The organism is uncultured Intestinibacter sp., assembly GCF_902468165.1.
GTDB lineage: Bacteria > Bacillota > Clostridia > Peptostreptococcales > Peptostreptococcaceae > Intestinibacter.
Window position 1 is genome coordinate 25,905 of the sequence record NZ_CABQXJ010000013.1, and the last position, 21,781, is coordinate 47,685.

20 protein-coding genes are annotated in these 21,781 nt (G+C 27.3%); 2 read left to right on the forward strand and 18 right to left on the reverse strand.

Annotated elements, in window-relative coordinates:
* Positions 1-32: 32 nt before the first annotated feature.
* The 8 genes from grpE to gpr all read right to left on the reverse strand — a co-directional run bounded on the left by grpE (position 33) and on the right by gpr (position 8,210).
* Positions 33-620: a nucleotide exchange factor GrpE gene (gene grpE, locus RDX53_RS04060; RefSeq protein WP_195930832.1), complete on the reverse strand. Its 588-nt coding sequence runs from the start codon at positions 618-620 to the stop codon at positions 33-35.
* Positions 621-650: 30 nt separating this feature from the next.
* Positions 651-1,667: a heat-inducible transcriptional repressor HrcA gene (gene hrcA / locus RDX53_RS04065; protein ID WP_295676059.1), complete on the reverse strand. Its 1,017-nt coding sequence runs from the start codon at positions 1,665-1,667 to the stop codon at positions 651-653.
* Positions 1,668-1,768: 101 nt separating this feature from the next.
* The gene (gene hemW / locus RDX53_RS04070) at positions 1,769-2,890 is read right to left on the reverse strand and encodes a radical SAM family heme chaperone HemW (protein WP_195930830.1); all 1,122 of its coding nucleotides are present in this window, start codon (positions 2,888-2,890) and stop codon (positions 1,769-1,771) included.
* Between the two features lie 232 nt (positions 2,891-3,122).
* Positions 3,123-3,821, reverse strand: coding sequence for a hypothetical protein (locus RDX53_RS04075; RefSeq protein WP_295571521.1), 699 nt, complete (start codon positions 3,819-3,821; stop codon positions 3,123-3,125).
* A gap of 234 nt (positions 3,822-4,055) precedes the next feature.
* Positions 4,056-5,861, reverse strand: coding sequence for a translation elongation factor 4 (gene lepA, locus RDX53_RS04080; protein ID WP_295676091.1), 1,806 nt, complete (start codon positions 5,859-5,861; stop codon positions 4,056-4,058).
* Positions 5,862-6,016: 155 nt separating this feature from the next.
* A complete protein-coding gene (locus tag RDX53_RS04085) occupies positions 6,017-6,262 on the reverse strand; it encodes a hypothetical protein (RefSeq protein WP_295676095.1) in 246 nt (81 codons plus the stop codon).
* A 14-nt stretch (positions 6,263-6,276) separates the two neighbouring features.
* Positions 6,277-7,248, reverse strand: a complete 972-nt coding sequence (gene spoIIP, locus RDX53_RS04090) for a stage II sporulation protein P (protein WP_307993749.1) — start codon at positions 7,246-7,248, stop codon at positions 6,277-6,279.
* A gap of 17 nt (positions 7,249-7,265) precedes the next feature.
* Positions 7,266-8,210, reverse strand: a complete 945-nt coding sequence (gene gpr / locus RDX53_RS04095) for a GPR endopeptidase (protein ID WP_295734684.1) — start codon at positions 8,208-8,210, stop codon at positions 7,266-7,268.
* A gap of 254 nt (positions 8,211-8,464) precedes the next feature.
* On the opposite strand from gpr, the gene rpsT reads away from it, so the two are divergent.
* Complete coding sequence (gene rpsT / locus RDX53_RS04100) at positions 8,465-8,731, forward strand: 30S ribosomal protein S20 (protein WP_295571515.1); 267 nt, start codon at positions 8,465-8,467, stop codon at positions 8,729-8,731.
* Positions 8,732-8,837: 106 nt separating this feature from the next.
* On the opposite strand, the gene holA is transcribed toward rpsT, so the two are convergent.
* From holA to RDX53_RS04130, 6 genes are all read right to left on the reverse strand, one after another.
* Positions 8,838-9,884 (reverse strand): DNA polymerase III subunit delta, encoded by a 1,047-nt coding sequence (gene holA, locus RDX53_RS04105; protein WP_195931764.1) that lies wholly within the window; start codon positions 9,882-9,884, stop codon positions 8,838-8,840.
* Positions 9,859-11,118, reverse strand: a complete 1,260-nt coding sequence (locus RDX53_RS04110) for a ComEC/Rec2 family competence protein (protein WP_295571512.1) — start codon at positions 11,116-11,118, stop codon at positions 9,859-9,861. The genes holA and RDX53_RS04110 overlap by 26 nt, the downstream gene beginning before the upstream one ends.
* A gap of 275 nt (positions 11,119-11,393) precedes the next feature.
* Positions 11,394-12,557 carry a cyclopropane-fatty-acyl-phospholipid synthase family protein gene (locus tag RDX53_RS04115; protein WP_295676110.1) on the reverse strand — a complete coding sequence of 388 codons (1,164 nt, stop codon included), beginning with the start codon at positions 12,555-12,557 and terminating at the stop codon, positions 11,394-11,396.
* Positions 12,558-12,751: 194 nt separating this feature from the next.
* Complete coding sequence (locus RDX53_RS04120; RefSeq protein ID WP_195931715.1) at positions 12,752-13,939, reverse strand: PLP-dependent aminotransferase family protein; 1,188 nt, start codon at positions 13,937-13,939, stop codon at positions 12,752-12,754.
* A gap of 344 nt (positions 13,940-14,283) precedes the next feature.
* Complete coding sequence (gene eis / locus RDX53_RS04125; RefSeq protein ID WP_307993750.1) at positions 14,284-15,459, reverse strand: GNAT family N-acetyltransferase; 1,176 nt, start codon at positions 15,457-15,459, stop codon at positions 14,284-14,286.
* Positions 15,460-16,443, reverse strand: a complete 984-nt coding sequence (locus RDX53_RS04130; protein ID WP_295571508.1) for a DUF2156 domain-containing protein — start codon at positions 16,441-16,443, stop codon at positions 15,460-15,462.
* A gap of 165 nt (positions 16,444-16,608) precedes the next feature.
* On the opposite strand from RDX53_RS04130, the gene RDX53_RS04135 reads away from it, so the two are divergent.
* The gene (locus RDX53_RS04135; RefSeq protein ID WP_195931614.1) at positions 16,609-17,442 is read left to right on the forward strand and encodes a ComEC/Rec2 family competence protein; all 834 of its coding nucleotides are present in this window, start codon (positions 16,609-16,611) and stop codon (positions 17,440-17,442) included.
* 68 nt (positions 17,443-17,510) lie between these two features.
* Here RDX53_RS04135 and RDX53_RS04140 read toward each other — a convergent pair whose 3' ends face one another.
* From RDX53_RS04140 to RDX53_RS04155, 4 genes are all read right to left on the reverse strand, one after another.
* Positions 17,511-18,875 (reverse strand): LysM peptidoglycan-binding domain-containing protein, encoded by a 1,365-nt coding sequence (locus RDX53_RS04140; protein ID WP_195931615.1) that lies wholly within the window; start codon positions 18,873-18,875, stop codon positions 17,511-17,513.
* 92 nt (positions 18,876-18,967) lie between these two features.
* Positions 18,968-19,723, reverse strand: a complete 756-nt coding sequence (locus RDX53_RS04145; RefSeq protein ID WP_195931616.1) for an acyl-CoA dehydratase activase — start codon at positions 19,721-19,723, stop codon at positions 18,968-18,970.
* A gap of 14 nt (positions 19,724-19,737) precedes the next feature.
* Positions 19,738-20,904, reverse strand: coding sequence for a double-cubane-cluster-containing anaerobic reductase (locus tag RDX53_RS04150; protein WP_195931617.1), 1,167 nt, complete (start codon positions 20,902-20,904; stop codon positions 19,738-19,740).
* A gap of 198 nt (positions 20,905-21,102) precedes the next feature.
* Positions 21,103-21,780 carry a tRNA threonylcarbamoyladenosine dehydratase gene (locus tag RDX53_RS04155; RefSeq protein ID WP_307993751.1) on the reverse strand — a complete coding sequence of 226 codons (678 nt, stop codon included), beginning with the start codon at positions 21,778-21,780 and terminating at the stop codon, positions 21,103-21,105.
* Position 21,781: the final 1 nt, after the last annotated feature.

A 21,781-nucleotide genomic window follows, 5' to 3' on the forward strand; every position in this document is an offset into this window, starting at 1 on the left:
CAATTATTAGCTATTTATTATTTACAAATTTATTAGCAAGATACTTTAACCATTGTTGGTCTTATTACTTTTGCACCAAGTTTGTATCCTTTTTGTAGTACCATAACAACTTTGTTTGGTTCTACTCCATCTATGTTTTCTTGCATTACTGCCATGTGAACATTTGGATCGAAATCAGCATCTTCTGCTTCTATTTCTTCAACACCAAATTTTACTAATGAATCTTTTAGTTGTTTATAAACTAAATCTACACCTTTATAAAGAGCTTCTTCTTTATCTGGGCAAGCATCTAATGCTCTTTCCATATTATCTATAACTGGTATTAATTCAGTTATTATTTTTTCATTAGCAAATACGCCAATTGTCTCTTTTTCTTGTTGTGTTCTTCTAATATAGTTAGAATATTCTGCTTGAAGTCTTCTATATTTATCTTCAGATGCTTCTACTTTAGATTCTAAGTCTTTTATTTTATCTTCAACTTTCTTTTCTTCTAATTTAGAATTTATATCTGTTACATTATCATCTTCAGTTTGTTGTGTTTTTACTTCCTCAGCCGCTTGTTCTTCAACTGAAGTGTTAGTATCGTTTTTAACTTCAGATTGTACATCTTTATTTTCCAAGATATTACACCCCTCGATTCTTTTATTTTTCTATTTATTATTAAGCAATATATTCATATAATTTATTATCGAATATATTCTAGAATAATCCATTCTCGTTGGACCTATAAAACTTATACGTCCGATTTGCTCATTGTCTACTTTGTATGTAGCTGTTACAACACTACAGTCTTGGGCTTGTTGACAGTCATTATCACTACCAATTATTATATTGGTATTGTCTTTTAATATTCCTTTTGATTGTATTATTTTAGCTACTGTTTCTTTTGTTTCAAGCATGTCTAAAAAGCTTCTAGCTTTTAATACATCATTAAATTCTGGATAATCAAGTATGTTTGTAACACCGTTTAATGTTATCGATACATCATCATCTGATACATTTGAATTTAATACGCTAAGCAATTTATCCACTATAGAAGAGTATTCTCCTATTTCATATTTTATAAAAGCTATTAAATTGTTATCAATATCTGTTATACTTTTTCCTGCAAGCTTTTTAGTAAGATTATCAGAAATTATATTCAACTTAGCTTGATCTAAATACTTTTTAGTAGGAATATCAGTCTTTTTAATATCTCCAATATCTGTTACAACAATTAATAATATACTGTGTTCACCCATGTTAACTAGTTGGATATGTTTAATCACACTTGGTTTTACTATTTTAGTAGTACCTATAGTTGTGTAATTAGTAAGCTGTGATAACATCTTAGAAGTTTCATGAATTAAATCTTGTATGTGATTCATGTTGCTTTCTACACATTTTTCAATTATTTCTTTGTCGCTATCATTTAATTCATTAGTTCCCATCAACAAATCTACATATAATTTATAACCTTTTTCTGTTGGCACCCTTCCTGCTGATGTATGTGGCTGAACTAAATATCCCAATTCTTCCAAATCCGCCATTTCATTTCTTATAGTCGCAGCGCTAACTCCAAGATTATGCTTTTTAGAAATTGTTCTAGATCCTACAGCTTCAGCTGTTTCAATATAATCTTTAACTATCGCTTTGAGGATTTTCATTTTTCTTTCATTAAGTTCCATTTTTCATTTCCTCCCTGCTGTTAGCACTCACTATTTTCGAGTGCTAAAAAGATTATATATATTATATAACACTTATTTTTATTTTTGTCAACAGTTTTTATTTAATCTATATAATCTAAAAAAATATTATTTGATATTTCTCTTCCCTTTTGAGTAAATTTAAATCCGCCCTGTGTCATTTCTATTAATTCTAAATTTAAATGTTTAGCTATTTGTTCTTTATATTTTTCTTCAAAGTTTATTTCAAATTCCTCAAAATCTTTAAAAATTATACCTTCATTCATTCTAAGTCCCATGATAATCTTTTCTTCTATTTCGTCTTTTTGAGTAAGAGTTTCAAAGAAATCTATAGGCTTTTGATTTTGTAATAATTTTTCATGATAATCATCTAAACTTTGTACATTGTTGTATCTAACATTATTAATATATCCAGATGCTCCCGGTCCTAATCCTATGTAATTTTTACATTTCCAATATAATATGTTATGCTTGCATTCATATCCCACTTTAGCATAATTTGATATCTCATATTGATTATATCCATTTTCTTTTAAATAATTTATAGCATATTCATACATTTTTATATCTTCATCTTCATCACCAAGATCAAACTCTTTTTTCATATACATGTCGTATAATTTAGTTCCTTCTTCTAAAATTAGAGAATACGCTGATATATGTTCTGGATTCAAGCTTACTATTTTATGTAGAGTTTCTTTCCAATCTTCAAAAGTTTGATGTGGAAGATTATACATTAAATCTATATTTATATTTTTAAATCCTACTTTTCTAGCTTCTAAATAGTTTTTTTCAAATTGTTCATAATTATGTATTCTACCTATATATCTAAGTAAATTTTCTTGCACAGCTTGAAGTCCTATACTAAGTCTATTTACTCCAATACTTCTCATAAATTTTAGTTTATCTTCTGTAAGTGTACCTGGGTTGCACTCCATTGATATTTCTGCATCTTCATCTATAGAGAAGTTTTCTTTTATTTCGTCCATTATAAATTGCATGTCATTATTGTTTAATATGCTAGGCGTCCCTCCACCAAAAAATATGCTATTTATTTTTCTATCTTTATTTTTATATAAAGCCATCTCTTTTTTTAAATCAGATAAAAATCTATCTTTTTCATTTACTATCATTTTATATGAATTAAAATCGCAGTATTTACATTTTTGCACGCAAAAAGGTATATGTATGTATAATCCAAGCAAAAAATCACCCTCTCTATTTTTATTTCTTATAGCTTTTATAAGTTTTTATTATCTTATTTATAGTTTTCACAATGAAATTATAAGTATACATTCTATTGCTATTATAAATTATAATCACTCTATATAAAATAACTTATTTTTTTAATTAAAAATTCATCAACAGACTTACTACATTGCTTTAGATAATATATAATTACCTTAAAATTAAAAAAGGTAAACTTAAAAAATAAGTTTACCTTTTTGTATTTATATTTACCATACCTCTAAGGCATGTTTTTTCATCTATTCCTAGTGCTTCTCCTACAGCAATAGATAAGGCAGCATTTTCTACAGATACATCATCATAATCAAATAAATCTAAGTATTTATATGTAATCTTTGAGTTATCCGCAATTATTACTTTAGTATTTCTCTCTCTTGCTATACTTTTAAAATAATCTGTGTAATTATTGTTAGTTGTTACTAAATATCCTTCATAAGGTATAACTTGCGCAAATGATTGAACAAGTTTATCATCTTCTTCTACATAATCCTCAGAAATCTCACTTATAACAGCTATATTTTCATTTAGCTCATTAAATTTAGATACTTTTTTAGAAGCTGAATCTGCATCTATATTTTCATAAATTACAGCATCGACGCCTAACTCTGATGCATTTTTTAAAACTGAAAATTTATCATTATTAGTTTTATGTTGTAATTTTGAATATTCATCATCTGAACCATTTTGTAGTCCTAAAATTATATCTGAAGATTCGTTTGCAGTTTTTCCTATAACTTTATAACCTGCTTCTATTAATATATTACTGACTAAATTAGTTATTATAGATTTCCCCTTTATTCCATTTAGACTTATTCTTATTGGTATTTTATCGATGATTTGTTGTCTTTGTGATTTATTTTTGTTAATTAAAATTATGCTTAAAACCACTATTATTGCTACGATTGCTATTATAATAAAAATAACTCATCCCTCCTAAAGATTTACTTTACATAAATATAATTTCCTATGCGCTATAAAATAAGCTTAAATGCTGTATTAGCATAAGTTTATTTTATATTATTTTATAACCCTTTTCAACTTATATTATAGTATAAAAATGATGTTAAAAAAGCTCTATAAAATAGATACTTCATCTTTTATAGAGCTTTTATTTATTTTAATCTAGTCGTCTAATTTTAAAACTGCCATAAATGCTTTTTGTGGTACTTCTACGTTTCCGATTTGTCTCATACGTTTTTTACCTTCTTTTTGTTTTTCAAGAAGTTTCTTCTTACGAGATATATCCCCACCGTAACATTTAGCAAGTACGTCTTTTCTAAGAGCACTTATAGTTTCTCTAGCTATTATTTTATTTCCAACAGCTGCTTGTATTGGCACAGCAAATTGATGTCTTGGTATTTCATTTTTAAGTTTTTCACACATAGCTTTTCCTCTAGCATATGCTTTTGATTCATGTACTATAAAACTTAGTGCATCGACTTGTTCTTTATTTATTAATATATCTAGTTTTACTAGTGTAGATGGAACATATCCTTTCATTTCAAAGTCTAATGAACCATATCCTCTTGTTCTAGATTTTAATGCATCAAAGAAATCGTATATAACTTCATTTAGTGGTAAATCGTAATGTAACATAACTCTCTTAGGATCTATATACTCCATATTATGCATAGTTCCACGTCTCTCTTGACATAATTCCATTACTATACCAACATAGTCTTTTGGTACTATTATGTCAGCTTTTACGATTGGTTCTTCTATCATTTTTATTTCTGATGGGTCTGGTAAGTTAGTTGGGTTTTGTATCATAACTACTTCACCAGTATTCTTAGTTACTCTGTATATAACAGATGGAGCTGTTGTTACTAGGTTTAAGTTGAATTCTCTTTCTAGTCTCTCTTCTATTATTTCTAAGTGTAATAATCCTAAGAATCCACATCTAAATCCGAACCCTAATGCTGCAGAAGTTTCAAGTTCAAATTCTAATGCTGCATCGTTTACTTGTAATTTTTCTAATGCATCTTTAACATTTTCATATTTTTCACCTTCACCTGGATAAATACCACAGTAAACCATTGGTGTAGCTTTTTTGTATCCTGGAAGTGCTTCTTCTGTAGGTCTTGATGCATCTGTTATAGTATCACCAACATGACAACTTCTTATATCTTTTATACTCGCTGCTATATATCCAACATCTCCAGCTTGAAGGCTATCAAGTTCAGTTGGATGTGGAGCCATAACCCCTACTTCTGTAACTTCGAATTTCTTTTTAGTATTCATCATCTCGATTGTCATACCTTTTTTAACTTCACCTTCGAATACTCTAACATATGCTACAACACCTTTATAAGCATCATAGTATGAGTCGAATATTAAAGCTTTTAATGGTTTTTCTATATCACCTTCTGGAGCAGGTATATTATTTACTATATCTTCTAATACGTCTTGTATATTTAAACCACTTTTAGCTGATACTAATGGAGCTTCACTAGCATCAAGCCCTATAATATCTTCTATTTCTTCTTTTATTTCGTCTGGTCTAGCACTTGGAAGATCTATTTTATTTATTACTGGTAATATTTCTAAATCTTGATCTAATGCTAAATATACATTTGCTAATGTTTGTGCTTCTACACCTTGAGCAGCGTCTACTACTAATAGAGCTCCTTCACACGCAGCTAAACTTCTTGATACCTCATAATTGAAGTCGACATGACCTGGAGTATCTATTAAGTTTAGATAGTACTCATTTCCATCCTTAGCGTTGTATTTTAATCTTATATTTTGTAATTTGATAGTGATTCCTCTTTCTCTTTCTAAATCCATGTTATCTAATAACTGATTTTTCATTTCTCTATCACTAACTAAACCTGTATATTGAATTAATCTATCCGCCAAGGTAGACTTTCCATGGTCTATATGTGCAATAATACTAAAATTTCTCGTTCTACTTTGTTTATTGTCCACCTTTTTTCCTCCTTAAAACTTAGTTTAAATTATTTTAATCATAGATTTTATTTTATAATATATCAGCTTTTCTGTAAATATAAGTTATGACAGAAAAATAAGACTTATTCATATATTAAGCCTTATTTTTCCAAGTTTATACAATCATTATAGTACTATCCTTTTATATTTAAGTTAAAATTTTTTAAAATTTCTTCTATAGAGTTTATTTTTTTCTGTATTAATTCTATATTCATATCTATTATTGATTTTTTATTAAGATTTTTATTCATATTATAATCTGTAAAAAATATACATCCTATAGCTATATTTATCATAAAAATTATAGATAATGTTTTAAAAGTTATTGTTCTCTTCTTTTTATTTTTTCTATTATTTATTCTTTCATCTAATGTAGGCATTTATTTATTCTTTCTCAATTATTTTTTATATTTTGTTCTTTAAAATATCCATCTATTACTTGTGCTATATATTTTGCACTCGCTTGAGCTTCTGCAGTAGTAGTACCATTACTTCCTACTTCTACTAATATAGCATTGTCTGAGATACTTTGATTGAATCTACCATAAGGTTTTAATACTACTGGCATTATTAAATCAGGATATTTTTTCTTAGCGTATTCAGTCAATCCATCAGCTAATTTTTGTACTTTTTCAACATCATCATTTCTAGCACCTACAACAAAGAAAAATTTAGCTACTTTTTCTCCATTTATTGTTGTAGTGTATTTATTGTGAATATTATTTTTTGTAGCTTGATTAGCTATATTAAGACCGTCTCTATGTAGGTCTATAGTTATATTTACATCATTATATTGATTCATTACAGATTTTATAGTTTCTGCACTTCTTGCATATGAATTATTATATGTAGGACTATCATGAAAAGTAGTAGAATGAACTACTCCCCATCCCAAGTTAGACAGTTGGTTTGTAAGTAAACATCCAACAGACATAACTGAGTGGTCCTTATCTTCAGAGTGATAATTTCCTTTTGGTGAATCAGAATATGTTTCACAACTGTGACTGTGGTATATCAAAATTTGTGGTTTATTGTTAGTAACTCTTAATTTTGAATTATATACACTACTGTCTAATGTTATACCATTAGCATTTGTCGTTTTTGCAACAGGAATATTATCTTCTCCTACATATACATTAACAAACTGATTATTTGTAGCTTTATTATTATTTGTAGTTGTATCTTCTTTATTTGATTGATCGCTTTTATCTGTATTTTGTTCATCTTTTTCTATAACTTTAACTTCGGGATAAGAATATTTTATTAAGTTTTTAAATAATCCATTCTTATCAAGCCCTAATGTAGTACTTGGTATTGTAAATAATAAAATAGCTATACTTATTACTTTAGCAAATTTATTATACATATTTCTCCTCCTTAGTTTTAAATCCTTCCTGGATGGAGGGACCTATTTAATCCTTCGCTTATTATTATCGCTAGATTTTCTATTGTTTCGTCTATGTCTTTTGGAGTTACAATTAAATTTTTATCATATGGGTCTAAAGAATCTTTAATTAATTGGTATTTTTCTTCTTCTTTTAATTTTTTAAGCATTGTATAAAATCCACTGCTTTCTTCAGATACTTCCATTAAATTATCTATAGCTAAATCTAGCACATCTATCGTAAGTGTGGCAGCATCTACTACTGTAGGTACGCCTATTGCAATTACATCTACACCTAAATAAGATTTATCTAATGCTTTTCTTTTATTACCAACGCCTCCTCCTGGTGCTATACCACCAGTTGATATTTGAATAGTTGCATTAACTCTATCCATTTTTCTAGATGCCAATGCATCTATTGCAACTACTCTATCTGGTTTAATTTTGTCTACGATTGATTTTACTATTTCTACTGTTTCAATACCTGTAATCCCCATAACTCCTGGACTCAATGCTGCTACTTCAGAAAAGTCATCATCATAGTCTTTGTTGTAGTTTTTAAAAATATGGCGAGTTACAAGTGTTTTTGATACTGCTCTAGGCCCTAGTGCATCTGAGGTAATGTTCCAGTTTCCTAGTCCTATTACTAGAGTTCGTTTAGATTGATCTGTTCCAAATATATCTATTAGTTCGTCTTTTAGATAATTTATAACTTTTTCTCTAGAATCGTCATCATCAAATTTCATTAAGTCGCTTTCTAGAGTTATATATTTACCTATTTCTTTATTCATTATTTTTGAACCAGTTTCATTTATTATTTCGACTGTAGTAACAGTGCAATCTTCTAGTTCTTTTGTGTCTACTACGACTCCATCAAGAGCTGTCGACTGTTCTTCACATATTTCTGTCGCCTCAAGTGCTAAATCTGTTCTTATACTTATCATAAAAACCTCCAAATGTTATTAAGTCTTATTGAAAAACATTTTAATCATATTTAGTAAACAGAATTATAGTTTTAATTTCTGTTTTTTAACTTTGGTTATAATTATTAACTCTTTTACGATTTTTAAACATAATTTAAATAAAAGTTAAATTAAATTAAAACTATTGAATATTAATACTTGATTTTTATTTTTATTTCTGTTAAAATCAAATATGTTGACGATGAGAATAATAAATTTTATGGGAGGTGAACAGGTTGGCTAATATAAAATCTGCTAAAAAGAGAATAAAAGTTATCGATAAGAAAACTGCTTTAAACAGAGTTAGAAAATCACAAGTTAAAACAGCTATAAGAAGATTCGAAGAAGCTGTTACTGCTGGTAACGTAGAAGAAGCTACTCAAAGATTCCAATTCGCTCAAAAGAAAATATCTCAAGTTGCTTCTAAAGGAACTATACACAAAAACGCTGCTGCTAGAAAAGTAGCTAAATTAGCTCAAAAATTAAACTCTATGAACGCTTAATAAGAAGTTTAATTTGTGCATAAATTGGCCCTTGATTAATTTCAAGGGTTTTTTATTTTGTAAAAATTTAAATAAAAGAAAAAGTCTTCCCCTTTTTAGGAAGACTTTAACTCACTCTTCTCTGGCAGTACTTACTTACTAACATTTCTATAGCAAGTGTATCCCTCATCAGACCATTTTTTATTTTATAATCACTCTCTAGTATATAATTTAACATATCTATTATCATATCTTCTGTAAAGTTCTTACTTATTTTTATCGATTTATTTACTATAAATAAAGAAGTTTTTAATTTTTCTGATATACTTTTATTATTTAGTCCTTTATTTAATAATTCTTTTACTTGGAGCACTGTTTTAAATTGTCTATTTATCATAGCAAAAATTCCTAAAACAGATTCCCCTTCATTTATCATATCATTTAGTATTTTTATAGCACTTTGTGAATTTTTATCTCCAATATAATCAATTAGTTTAAAAATATCATTTTCTATCTTTTTTTGTGAAAGTCTATCTATTATTTCATTTGTAACTTGTGTATCTGTTCCTGCAAAAGAACTTATCTTTTTTATTTCGTTGTCTATATCAGATAATGTAAATTCATTATTTTTATCTTTATATCCAGTAGACTCAATAAAGTACATAATTTGTGCATTTTCTATCATTATGTTGTTTTCTGTAAATTTCTTTTTAGACCATTTAAACAGTTCCATATCAGATATTTTTTCACAATTATAGACAACTCCATTTTTACTTATTCTGTTTACAATGCTTTTTCTTTTATCAATTTCACCATATACAGTAAAAACTAAAATAGTAGTATCAGGAATATTTTCTAGGTGCTCAGCAAGAGTTTTTTCTTCTTTATCAGAAAAATTCTTTTTCTTAGCTTTTGTAAGCAATTCGAAATCCTTTACTATTACTATTTTTCTTTCATCCATAAATGGAAGTGTTTCTATAGAACTAAGCAATTGTTCTAATGTAATTTCTTTGCCATCTATTATATCTAAATTGAAATCGATCATACTTTCGTTCAAAGATTCTCTAAATAATTTTATAGTATTATCTATTAAATAGTGCTCTCTACCATATAATAGATAAATTTTTTCAAAATTTTTAGCTTTTATATTATAGACAATATCCTTGTATTTCATTTTCTTGCTCCTTCATAGTTTTAATTTCTTTGTATATCATGTAAGAGAAAATTAAAACATAATAAATTATTACATATATTATATTAGGATTTTCAACTTCTATATATCCAATTTCTATTTTGCTCAACTTATCCAATATATAATATACCATATTAATAAGGTTTTTGTTTATATAAACTATAACTTTTGTAATATTTAAATTTACCTCAAATAATAAAATACTAAAAAGACTTAAATTCATAATAATGCCTATAAAAGGTATTATTACTATATTGCCTAAAATCGATAAAAGAGCAATTCCTCCAAATATATAGTAAACTATTGGCATAGTTAGAATATTGGCAGCTATAGTCATTGATATGATATCAAATTTCAACTTTCTTTTAATTATTTTATTAAAATACAAGATAGACAGTGTCGCTAAAAATGACAACTGAAAACTAATATTGTATATAGTGTATGGATTATTTATAATTAATAAACTAGCAATTAATGATAAAGTTGTTATTCCATCTCTTTTCCTAAATAAAAATATTGCTAAATACATAATTGTGACAAAAAATACTGCTCGTGTTATAGATGGAGAAAATCCAACCATTATACTATATAAAGCCATAATAATAACTAAGATAAATAATTTATATATTTTATTTATTCCTCTTATTATATAAGCTATCAATACACATAGTATTCCTGTATGAAGTCCTGATATTGCAAGTACATGACTCGTTCCTGTTTTAGAAAACATATCTTTTTCTTCTTTTGTTAAGTCGTCTTTTATTCCCAATAAACATGAATTTATAAAGTTAGATGAATCTTTATATAGATATCTAAATGTATCTCTCATGTATATTTTTATCTTTCCCAAATTTATATAAAATTTATTTTGTCCAATTACATTAAAGTAGTTTGAATTTATTAGTCCTTTATAACCACAACTTTTTATATATCTTCCATAATTAAAGTCGTCTAAATTTAGGTTATCTAAATCTTTTAAATTACCTTTTACTTCTACAATTTGTCCTATTTTAAGGTTGTATTTTCTTTTATAATCGTTTACTAAGTATCCATCTATTATATATTGAGTATATTTACTTTTTTCTTTTTTATCTTTTACAACTCCATTTATAGTTATGTTAGTATCAGAATTTATATTGTCTAATTCTTTATTTGATGTGATAAATAATCCTAAAATTAAAATTATTATAAAAATCAATAACAACGGTCTTCTCAAAGTCTCACCCCTAAAAGTTTATTTTTAGTATTATTGACCTTATTTAAAAAGTATACTCAATTTTAAATAATTATTTTTTTAGATTTCTATTATTTATAAAATCATATAATATTTAAGTTATCAAAACTACAACGTAATTTGATATATTTGTAATTAGACTATATATTAAAGAGTCTTAATATAGATTTTTATATGATATAATCCCAAAAAATAAAGGAATACATAGTTATATACTATCTATTCCTTTTTATATAAGAGTTTTGTATTTTTAAATTTTAGTACCAACGAACAATTGGTAAATCATTATTTACTCCTTTAGATACTAATATTTGATGGATATCTATTATTCCATTGTGGAAAATTGCCGCACAAGCTGAAAGATATAAATCCCACATTCGTACAAATTCTTCATCAAACATTTCTCTAACTTCGTCTATATGTTCTTTATAATTCTTTTCCCAGCATAAAAGTGTGCGATTATAATGATTTCTTAAGTTCTCTACATCTAGTGTATGGAAATTATCTTCTGCTAAACAATTCATTATTTCTCTTAAACTTGGGATAACTCCTCCTGGGAATATGTATTTTTTTATCCATGGATCGCCTGGATGCTCTTTCAGACCACTTATAAAGTGTAGTAAAAATAGCCCATGAGGTTTTAATACTGTATTTACACAGTCTATAAATAATTGATAATTATCGCGCCCTACATGTTCAAGCATACCTACACTTACAACTCTATCAAATTTTAAGTCACTATTTTTTAAATCTCTATAGTCCATAAGTTTTACTTCTAAGTAGTCTTCTAAACCTTCGTCTACTATTCTTCTTCTAAATTCATTGTATTGCTCAACACTCAATGTAATTCCTGTTCCATGAATTTTATATTTTTTAGCTGCTTCAATTAATAAAAATCCCCATCCACAACCTATATCAAGTAGTGTCATTCCTTCTTTTAAGTATAATTTTTTTAAAATGTAGTCTACTTTATTGACTTGAGCTTGATATAGAGTATCATTATCATTTAAAAAATATCCGCAAGAATAACTCATAGTTTCATCTAGCCATAACTTATAAAAATCATTTCCTATGTCATAATGACTTCTAACTTCTTTTTCTTGATTTTTCTTAGATATTGATGTGAAAATTAATTTTTTCATTGCCTTTTTATCTATAGAGAATTTATCCATTTCACTCATAAAGTAATCAAGGGCATGATATAAATCCCCCTCTATTTCTAAATTTCCACTCATATATGCTTCTCCTAATGCAAGAGATGTACTGCTAAGCAATTTACTTACTGGTATAGATTCTTTAAATTTTGCTGTAAATGTTGGTTCTCCCTCTCCTATTTTATACTCTTCTCCATCAACTATAACCAAAAAACAAATATCGTCAAATTTATTTAATGCTTTAACCATTAAATTTTCTTTTAACATTCTATACCCTACCTCCTATATTAAAAATTTTATATTATTAATCATAATATTTATGATAAAATACCTGTTTATGATAAATTGCCCTTAATTTATATATTTATGTATATTTTTATAAATTCTCCTATAAGTTATAAAAATAAGACATATATTTAACCATATGTCTTATTTCTAATTTTACAAGTATAAACTTTCTATTATTTTAATTCATTTTTTATAACTTCAGCTATTCTCTTTATACCTGTTACTATTCTGTCTTCATCCATATTTGAATAATTTAATCTGAAGTTATTAGTTTTAGTTCTTCCCGGATAAAAAGCAACACCTGGAACATATGCTACATTGTTTTCGACACATTTTTTCATCATTTCAGTAGTATTTATGCTTTCAGGTACTGTTACCCACATAAATAATCCACCTTCTGGATGAGTCCATTTTACTTCTTCTGGGAACTCTTCTTCTATTGTTTTTAACATTAAATCTCTACGCTTTTTATATAAATCTCTTATTTCTACTACATGTGCATCAACATCACATTCATCTAAATATCTACTAACTTCTAATTGAGAAATTGTAGATGTTTGTAAATCCCCATCTTCTTTACATCTTATATATTTAGATAATATTTCTGGCGTTGCACATACCCATCCAAGTCTATATCCTGGACATAGTATTTTTGAAAATGTTCCTAAATATACTACATATCCTTCTTTATCAAAAGATTTTAATGAAGGTAAAAATTCTCCTTCATATCTTAACTCACCATAAGGATTATCTTCTAAAGCAACTACTTTATATTTAGTTATTAATTCAACAAATTTTTTACGTTTTTCAATTGGCCACGTTCTTCCAGTTGGATTTTGAAAATCTGGTATAACATATATCATTTTTACTCTGTCAGTTGTTTGTAAAACTCTTTCTAAAGCTTCCATATTCATACCATCTTCATCTGTTTCAACTTCTATGTATTTTGGTCCATATCCATTAAATGCATTTAATGCCCCTAAATAAGTTGGACTTTCACATAATATTACGTCGCCTTCATCTATAAATATCTTTGCTGAAAACTCTAATGCTTGTTGTGAACCACTAGTTATTAATATATCATCAGCTTTAACATTAGTTTTTTGTTTATCATTCATTCTATCAGCTATCTGTTGTCTAAATTTTGGGAAACCTTGAGCTGAAGAATATTGTAAAGCTACTCTTCCTACTTCCTCTAAAACTTCGTTAGCCATTCTCTCCATATCTTCTACAGGAAATAATTCTGGCGCAGGTAGCCCCCCTGCAAAAGATATTACTTCTGGTTTAGCTGTTAATGCTAATATATCACTTATTTCAGATCCACCTTCTGTCATCATTCGTTTTGCATATTTTACTTCCATCATATATCACCCCAGTTATTTATTAATTGAATATCCAGTTATTTTTTATTCATGAATATATTGTATACTTATTTCTATTTTTTTCCATCATATTTTTAAATTTTTATATAAAAAATTCACTTTGTTCATGACGCCAACGACTTCGTCCGTTGCTTAAAATTTCACTTTGTTCATAGCGCCAACGACTTCGTCCGTTGCTTAAAAATTTCACTTTGTTCATAGTGTCAATGGCTTTTTCCGTTATTCTAGATAATACATAATTTCCTTAGAATTTAAATTTTTTCCTATTTTTTATTCTAAATAAAAAAAAATGGCATTTTACTTTTTAGTAAAACGCCATTTTTTTAAACAAGTTCATCTATATAGTTTACCTTTTTTTCAAATAAAATATTTAATAATTTTATTTGATTTGATGTTAAAGAATTTTCATCAATTTCATTTAACATAAAAATTTCTTCTATATTTAAATAAGAAAAAGCTAATTGCGTTATAGAGTTTATATCCAACTCTATATCATAACTTTCTTGTGTTTTTTCTATTTTTACTTTGTTGTCTTTTATATATATTTCAAATACATTATCATTTTGAGGTATATATTTATCTATAACTTTTATTTTTATAGATTCACCTTCAATATGGTATGTATTTATATTATCTAAATTTATACTTTCGATATATTTTTCAAAGTTAATAACTCTTCCCGCCATAAATGGAATTAATTTAATTTCACAAGTTTTTAAATTAGCAATTATTAATTTAATTTTGTCATCTACAGGTGCATTTATAACTGTATTTTTGCATTGTGTATTGTGATTGTATATATAAGCTAATATAGATTTTAATGACGAAATATTGTTGTATATAAGCTCTCTAACAAAGATTGTGTCTCCTTGTATATAATATGCTATATAACTTTTGTTTTCTTCATCAATATATATATATCCATCTTCAGATTCGATTTCTTTCATAAATCTATCAAAGTAAACTTCATCTCTCAATGCATATCCATTTAAGTTTTTCACTGCATTTGTATAAATTTCAGATAATATTTTAGAATCTTCAAAATCAGCTTTTCTCAATTTAGATGTTACTCTAAATCCTGAAAGCTCATCTGTTTTTATATTATATTGAATTTGGTCATAGCAATGGTCAAATCCATATCTTTTATACAGTCTATAATCAATCGCCATTAAAAGTGATACTATTTCTCCACTTTTATATAACTCTTCTAACGTATATGTCATTAGATGTTTCATATAACCAAGCCCTCTAACTTCAGGCTTCGATGAAACACCTACAACATAAGATACATCGTATTTTCTGTTTCTAAGGTCTATTTTGTATTTGTTTAATTGAAGCGCAGACAACACCTCATTATTTTCTTCTATTATAATAGTATTTTTTTTATCATATAAATTTTCAAAATAGTATTTTACAAAATCTTCTCCATCCTCAAAACAATAATTCCAAAGTGAAACTATTTGATTTTTATCAGTTGCTCTAGCATATCTAATATTCAATTAGTTAGCCTCCCTAACAGTGTATTTTTCAACAAGTTTACATGGATGGTAAGATAATTTTGCTTTTCTAAGTCCTTCTATTCCCATATCTTCTTCTCTATTTACAAATTCAACTTCAGGGAATTCATGAACTAAAAATTGTTGGTTTATATAAGGATATAATCCTCTTATTTCTGGATTAGCTTTTTCTATGTGAATTAAAGCCATATTTTTGTTTAATAATTCACCCATAGTAAATGCTTCTAATTTTCCATCTATATATATACCAGCTATTTTTAATCTGTCACATATTTGGTCATAGTGAGTAAATAATTTTTCTATACCAGATCTTTCATCATCTACCCCTTCTTCTATGTTGTCGTTTTCTTCTTTATTTATTGTCCACTCATCTAAAAGAGCTCTACAATCGTCGAAATCTTCTTTTCCAAGAAGTCTATATTCAAATCTTCCGTCGTATTCAGTTAAGAAGTAATTTATATGATTTCTTTTTTTGCTATTTTTTCTACCTTTTAGAGTTCTCATTATTTCACCATCATAAACATAGTCAAATAAATCTCTTTCTGCTATATATTCAAATCTATCTCCGTATTCTTCCTTTAAATAATCTACTACTTCTTCTGTAATACCTCTAAAGTAAAGTTTTTCTTCTATTTGTGCAAAGTAATCTAATACGAAATCTATTACTTTTGGTAAATCTTCTTTTTTAGCAAGAGGTAAGATTGAGAATACTTCACCGTCATACTCTCCTACTAAAACTGCAAAATTATCACCTACATAATATGCAGTTTTGTATGCATGTTGCCACATATATAATGTGTTGAAGTTGTATTCACATGCTTCATAATCCACTAAATCAAAATATGGATTTAATATTTCTCTATCTTCAATAGTTATTTCCTTAAAATAAGGTCTTGAACTATTTGGATCTTTTTTTATTATTTCTTCAAAAAGATTTATATTATCTCTTTCTTTTGTTATTTGCATAACAGCCTCCTATAAATTAAATGAAAGTTTACATTTTAAATTTATTTTCAATTTATTGTATTTATTTCTATTTTAACGTCAAAACTCTTAATATATTTATTTCAGTATTCTATTTTACCCAAGATAGCATCCAATAAACATGTATTTTAATGGAGTGATTGTAACTTGAATAAAAAAATTTTAATATTTTCAATTATTATAATAGCACTTTTTACTGGCTGTAACAAAAATAAAGATTTTTGCATCCATATAATAGATGTTGGCCAAGCAGATTCTATTTTAATCACAACACAATCAAATAAAAATATGTTAATTGATGGTGGAGATGAAAATAGTGCTAAAATAATAAAATCCTATTTAAAAAATAAAAAAGTTAAAACTTTAGATGTAGTTGTGGCGACACACCCTGACAGCGACCATATTGGTAGCCTAGACGATATAATTGATAATTTTGATGTAGAGAAAATTTATATGCCTAAGCAAACCACAAATAGTGAATGCTACATCAACTTAATTGACTCTTGTAATAAAAAAAATTTAAAAGTAAATTATCTGTCTAAAGATGATTCTTTCAACTTAGATAAATACACAGAAATATATGTTCTAAGTCCAGATTATATCACAGATAATAATAATTCAAATTCCATTGTACTAAATATTTCATATAAAAACAATAATTTTTTGTTTACTGGCGATTGTGAAGAATCTAACGAGATGGACATGATAAACTCCTATGACCTTGAAAATATAGACTTTTTAAAAGTTGCCCACCATGGAAGTTCAACCTCCAGCTCCTTAGAATTTTTAAAAGAAATTTCACCTTCTATAGCTGTAATATCATGTGGGTATAAAAACGACTACGGTCATCCACATAGGTCAACTTTACAAAATTTAGAATCTGTCAACGCAAAAGTTTTTAGAACTGATGTAAATGGAAGTATGCAATTTTATTCCGATGGGAATAAAATTTACTCTACAATCAAATATAAACAAGAGTAAACTAAAATAAGAGCATCAATTATATGCTCTTATTTTTTTATCATAAACACCTCTACAAATAAATCATTTTATATTCTTATAACTTCTCCTACATAGATTAAGTTTGGATTTGTCATATTATTTTTTTCTATTAATTCTTTATAATCTACTCCAAATTTTTTCGCAATCGAACTTAATGTATCTCCCTTTTGAACTGTATAAAGGCTGCTAAAGTTTTCACCTCTACTTCCAGTATTTATAGAAGTTCTTATTTTTAAAATTTCGCCTGTATAAATTAAATTCGGATTGGATATATTATTTATACTCACTATACTTTGGACTGTTGTATCAAATTTTTGAGCAATTGAACTTAATGTATCTCCATTTTGTACTATATATGTCGTCATATATTGTCTTGTTGATGGGACTGCGATATTTCCTCTAGAATCTGTCGGTATTTTCAATATTTCTCCTACATAAATTAAATTTGGATTTTCTAAATCATTTAAGTCTACTATAGCTTGAACTGTTGTATCAAATCTTATTGCAATAGAAGTTAGTGTATCACCACTTTGTACTATATATGTTGTTGTAAATATTTTTCTTCTTTTTTTAATACTCCTATTACCCGGATAAATTTTCAAGACTTGACCTACATAAATTAAATTTGGATTTGTAATTGAATTTATAACTGCGATTTCATGAACTGTTGTACCGTATTTTTGAGCAATTGAGCTTAATGTATCTCCTGCTTGAACTGTATAATATATAACTGGGCTTTGTGTTGATGGTTGTTGTCTATCTCCTGGAATTTTACGTGGCTTTTTTTGTTCCTTTGGAACATCTTCGCTATCATCTAAAAACATTCCATCATAAATTAAATCTAAATCTGTACTTGCATTAATACCTCTCACTCTTCCTGTATCAGAATACTGCCACGCAACATATCTATCTCCCCAAATAGGATTTGGTGATGGTCCACCTTCACTAAGTTGTGCAATCCACAAAGGATACTCAGAAAGTCCAAGTCCTTCATATAAATAATGTTGTGCAAAATAAGTGTATGTGTAAATTGCTGTATCTAATCCACTATACTCCTTTACTTCTCTTAAGAATTCTATCGCTTGGAGAGTCAATTCGTAATTATCAAGACCTCCTATTTGTTCAAAATCCAATATTAATTTTAAATCGGAATCTAAACCTCTAATAGTATCTACAAAATATCTTGCTTGTTCTTGTGGTGTTGGGGATGAACCTGGATTAAAAAAGTGATAAAACCCAACTTTTAATCCATATGCTTTTGCTCCATCATAATATTCATGTAAATAAGGATCTCTATAGAAAGTTCCTTCAGATGCTTGTATTATTACAACTTCTACACCTGAATCTGCTACAGCTCTCCAGTCTATAGTTCCTGACCAATTACTTACATCTATTCCTCTATAAGTAGCCATATTAAACCTCCTAGATGATATTTATAATTAAAACTATTGTTTTATTATTATATTCTGCTTAAAGTTTTTAGTGATTTAATATGGCTATTATTTTATTTATATCCTATAATCGCAGCACCCAATGCCCCTATTATCTGTGCTTCATCAGATATAAATATATTTTTATTTAAATCTTTTTCTAACATTTTTACCAATTCACTTATATTAGCTAAGCCACCTGTAAAAGCAATATCATCTACTATTTTTGATTTATTTAATAAAGATACGCCTTTGTTTGATATTGATTTTATTATTCCAGCGGCTATTTTTTTCTTACAAACATCTCTTGCTAATAAACTTACTATCTCTGATTCCGCAAATACTGTACACATACTAGATATATTTTCTGGCTCGGCACCTTTTGCAAGCTCATCTATATTATAAATATCGCTGTCTAATTTGTTAGAAGTTATCTCTAAAAATTTTCCTGTTCCAGCTGCACATTTATCATTCATTAGAAAGTTTTCTACACTTCCATTTTCATTTATATTGATAACTTTTATATCTTGCCCGCCTATATCAAGTATCGTTCTTATCTTTGGATTTAAAAAGAATATTCCTTTTGCATGACATGTTATTTCTGTAACTTTTTTATCTATAAAATCCATGCTAACTCTTCCATAACCAGTTCCTACAACCTTTTTTATTTGAGAGTTATCAATATCTTTAGTAAGATATTCATATACTTCTTTTGATGTAGATTTTGGACTAGACCCAGTTGGAATTATAAGTTTTTTTGATATATTTTCTCCGTCAAATAATACCCCTTTTGTATATGTAGACCCTGCGTCTATACCAATACTATACATAGATTTCCTCCATTTTACTTCTTATCTTCAATCATTTCAATAAATGCTTCAAATCTCGTTCTAAGTTGTTCAGTATCTGTTTCTGAATAATCTGTCTCGATAGCCATATAATCTATATGTTTTTTATTTACTACAAAATCTTTTATTTTATGACTTTCGACATTAAATGGATGGCAAGACTGAAGTGCTACATCTATTACTCCATCTATTTTATATTCATCAATTAATTCATCTAAAAGATCTATTCTCTTTTGATTATTCATCATACATGCACAACCTATATTTAAATATCTCTTTGCAATCGCTTCATATATATCTGGATTATCCTCATCTATTAGCTCCCTGTTACTTCTTATAGATGAACATAGCTCATAAGCTACAATAGATGCTCCACTTTCTTCTAATGTTCCAATTATTTTTTTTACACATCCACCGATTGGAGAACCTGTAACTAATATTCTCGGTGCATCCTTTTTAACCGGACACTTTCCTTCTTCATATCTTTTTTTAGTGTCATCTATCACTTTTCTAAGTGATGATTTTAATTCTTCTCTATCGAATTTAAATTGAGCTTGGTATGAAACATTATATAATTCAGATGAAGTTAGTGCAGATGGCTCTAATTTAGCTAATTCATAAAATTCATTTAATAACTTTCTTTCTTCATTTTTATCTTTTATAGAATTTTTTATATCGTCGTCTGTTATTGTTACATCTAATTCTTTTTCTAAAACTTCTTTTAATAAAATAACTTCGTCTTTCCAAAGGTTAAACTCATTTTTACCACTTGCTCTATTTGGAAGTTGCATAACATGCATTGGTTTTATTTTTGATAATTCTTCATACATCTTTTTCTTTCCATCACAAGTAGTTTCTCCAACTAATAAATCTGAAAAATAAAAATATGGACAGGTATCTGTTATAACGTGTCCATAACTTGATTTTATTAATGGACATAAATTTCTAGGTAGTACCTTTTCTGCATCCTTTATAGGCTCTTCACTAACACCGCAAACGCCTACTGGAACAGCACCTGCTGCTAGCATAAGTTCAGTTGGTGTAAAACAACAAAAAACTCCGACCATCTTTTTCCCATTATCTTTTATATTTTTTGCTGCTAGAAAACCATTTCTTCTAGCTTCTGTAAAACTTTCAAATTGTTTTGGTAAATTATTATCCATTCCATTCCTCCCTTTTATCTTAATCAATAAATTATAATTAAATAGTAACAAATAATTTTCCATATTTCTACAAAATATACTATTAAATTATATTTATATACAAACAAAAAGGAGCAAATGATTTATATCTCATTTACTCCTTTTCAATTTATATTAAATTTTATATCTTATAACTATTTATAATTTCTATATTTTTTATTATCTTTCTAATAATTCTCTAACTACTACAGATGCTATAGTAAGTCCACCTACTGAAGGTACAAAAGATACACTTCCTGGAGTTACTTTTCTTCCATTCATTATTCTTTCTTTTAATTCTCTTGGTTGCTCTGTTGAGTAAACTACTTTTAATTTTTTGATTCTTCTATCTTTAAGTTCTCTTCTAAGAACTTTTGCAAGTGGGCAAGTATGTGTTTTATATATATCTGTAACAACTATTTTAGTTGGATCTAATTTATTACCCATTCCCATAGAACTTATTATGTTTAATCCTTTTTCTTTACATGTTTCTATAAGTTTTATTTTTGAAGTAACCATATCTATTGCATCTATAACATAGTCGTAATCTTCTGTTAATATTTCATCACTAGTTTCCACATTGTATAATTTTTTAATTGCTTTTATATTTAAATCTGGGTTTATATCTAAAAGTCTTTCTTTCATAACTTCTACTTTATATCTTCCTACTGTAGAATGAAGTGCTGGTATTTGTCTGTTGATATTAGTTATATCAACGTCATCAAAGTCAACTATAGTTATATTTCCAACTCCAGCTCTTACTATAGCTTCACAGGCGAAACTTCCAACTCCACCTACACCGAATACTATAACATTAGCATTTTTTAATTTATCTAGTCCGTCTTCTCCAACAATCAGA

Bases quoted from the DNA above. Each gene is read 5' to 3' on its own strand.
- hrcA (WP_295676059.1), bottom strand. From the start codon at position 1,667: ATGGAACTTAATGAAAGAAAAATGAAAATCCTCAAAGCGATAGTTAAA.
- RDX53_RS04085 (WP_295676095.1), bottom strand. From the start codon at position 6,262: ATGCCTACATTAGATGAAAGAATAAATAATAGAAAAAATAAAAAGAAG.
- spoIIP (WP_307993749.1), bottom strand. From the start codon at position 7,248: ATGTATAATAAATTTGCTAAAGTAATAAGTATAGCTATTTTATTATTT.
- gpr (WP_295734684.1), bottom strand. From the start codon at position 8,210: ATGATAAGTATAAGAACAGATTTAGCACTTGAGGCGACAGAAATATGT.
- holA (WP_195931764.1), bottom strand. From the start codon at position 9,884: ATGAAATACAAGGATATTGTCTATAATATAAAAGCTAAAAATTTTGAA.
- RDX53_RS04115 (WP_295676110.1), bottom strand. From the start codon at position 12,557: ATGTTAAAAGAAAATTTAATGGTTAAAGCATTAAATAAATTTGACGAT.
- RDX53_RS04120 (WP_195931715.1), bottom strand. From the start codon at position 13,939: ATGGAAGTAAAATATGCAAAACGAATGATGACAGAAGGTGGATCTGAA.
- RDX53_RS04130 (WP_295571508.1), bottom strand. From the start codon at position 16,443: ATGCAAATAACAAAAGAAAGAGATAATATAAATCTTTTTGAAGAAATA.
- RDX53_RS04140 (WP_195931615.1), bottom strand. From the start codon at position 18,875: ATGGCTACTTATAGAGGAATAGATGTAAGTAATTGGTCAGGAACTATA.
- RDX53_RS04145 (WP_195931616.1), bottom strand. From the start codon at position 19,723: ATGTATAGTATTGGTATAGACGCAGGGTCTACATATACAAAAGGGGTA.
- RDX53_RS04150 (WP_195931617.1), bottom strand. From the start codon at position 20,904: ATGGATAATAATTTACCAAAACAATTTGAAAGTTTTACAGAAGCTAGA.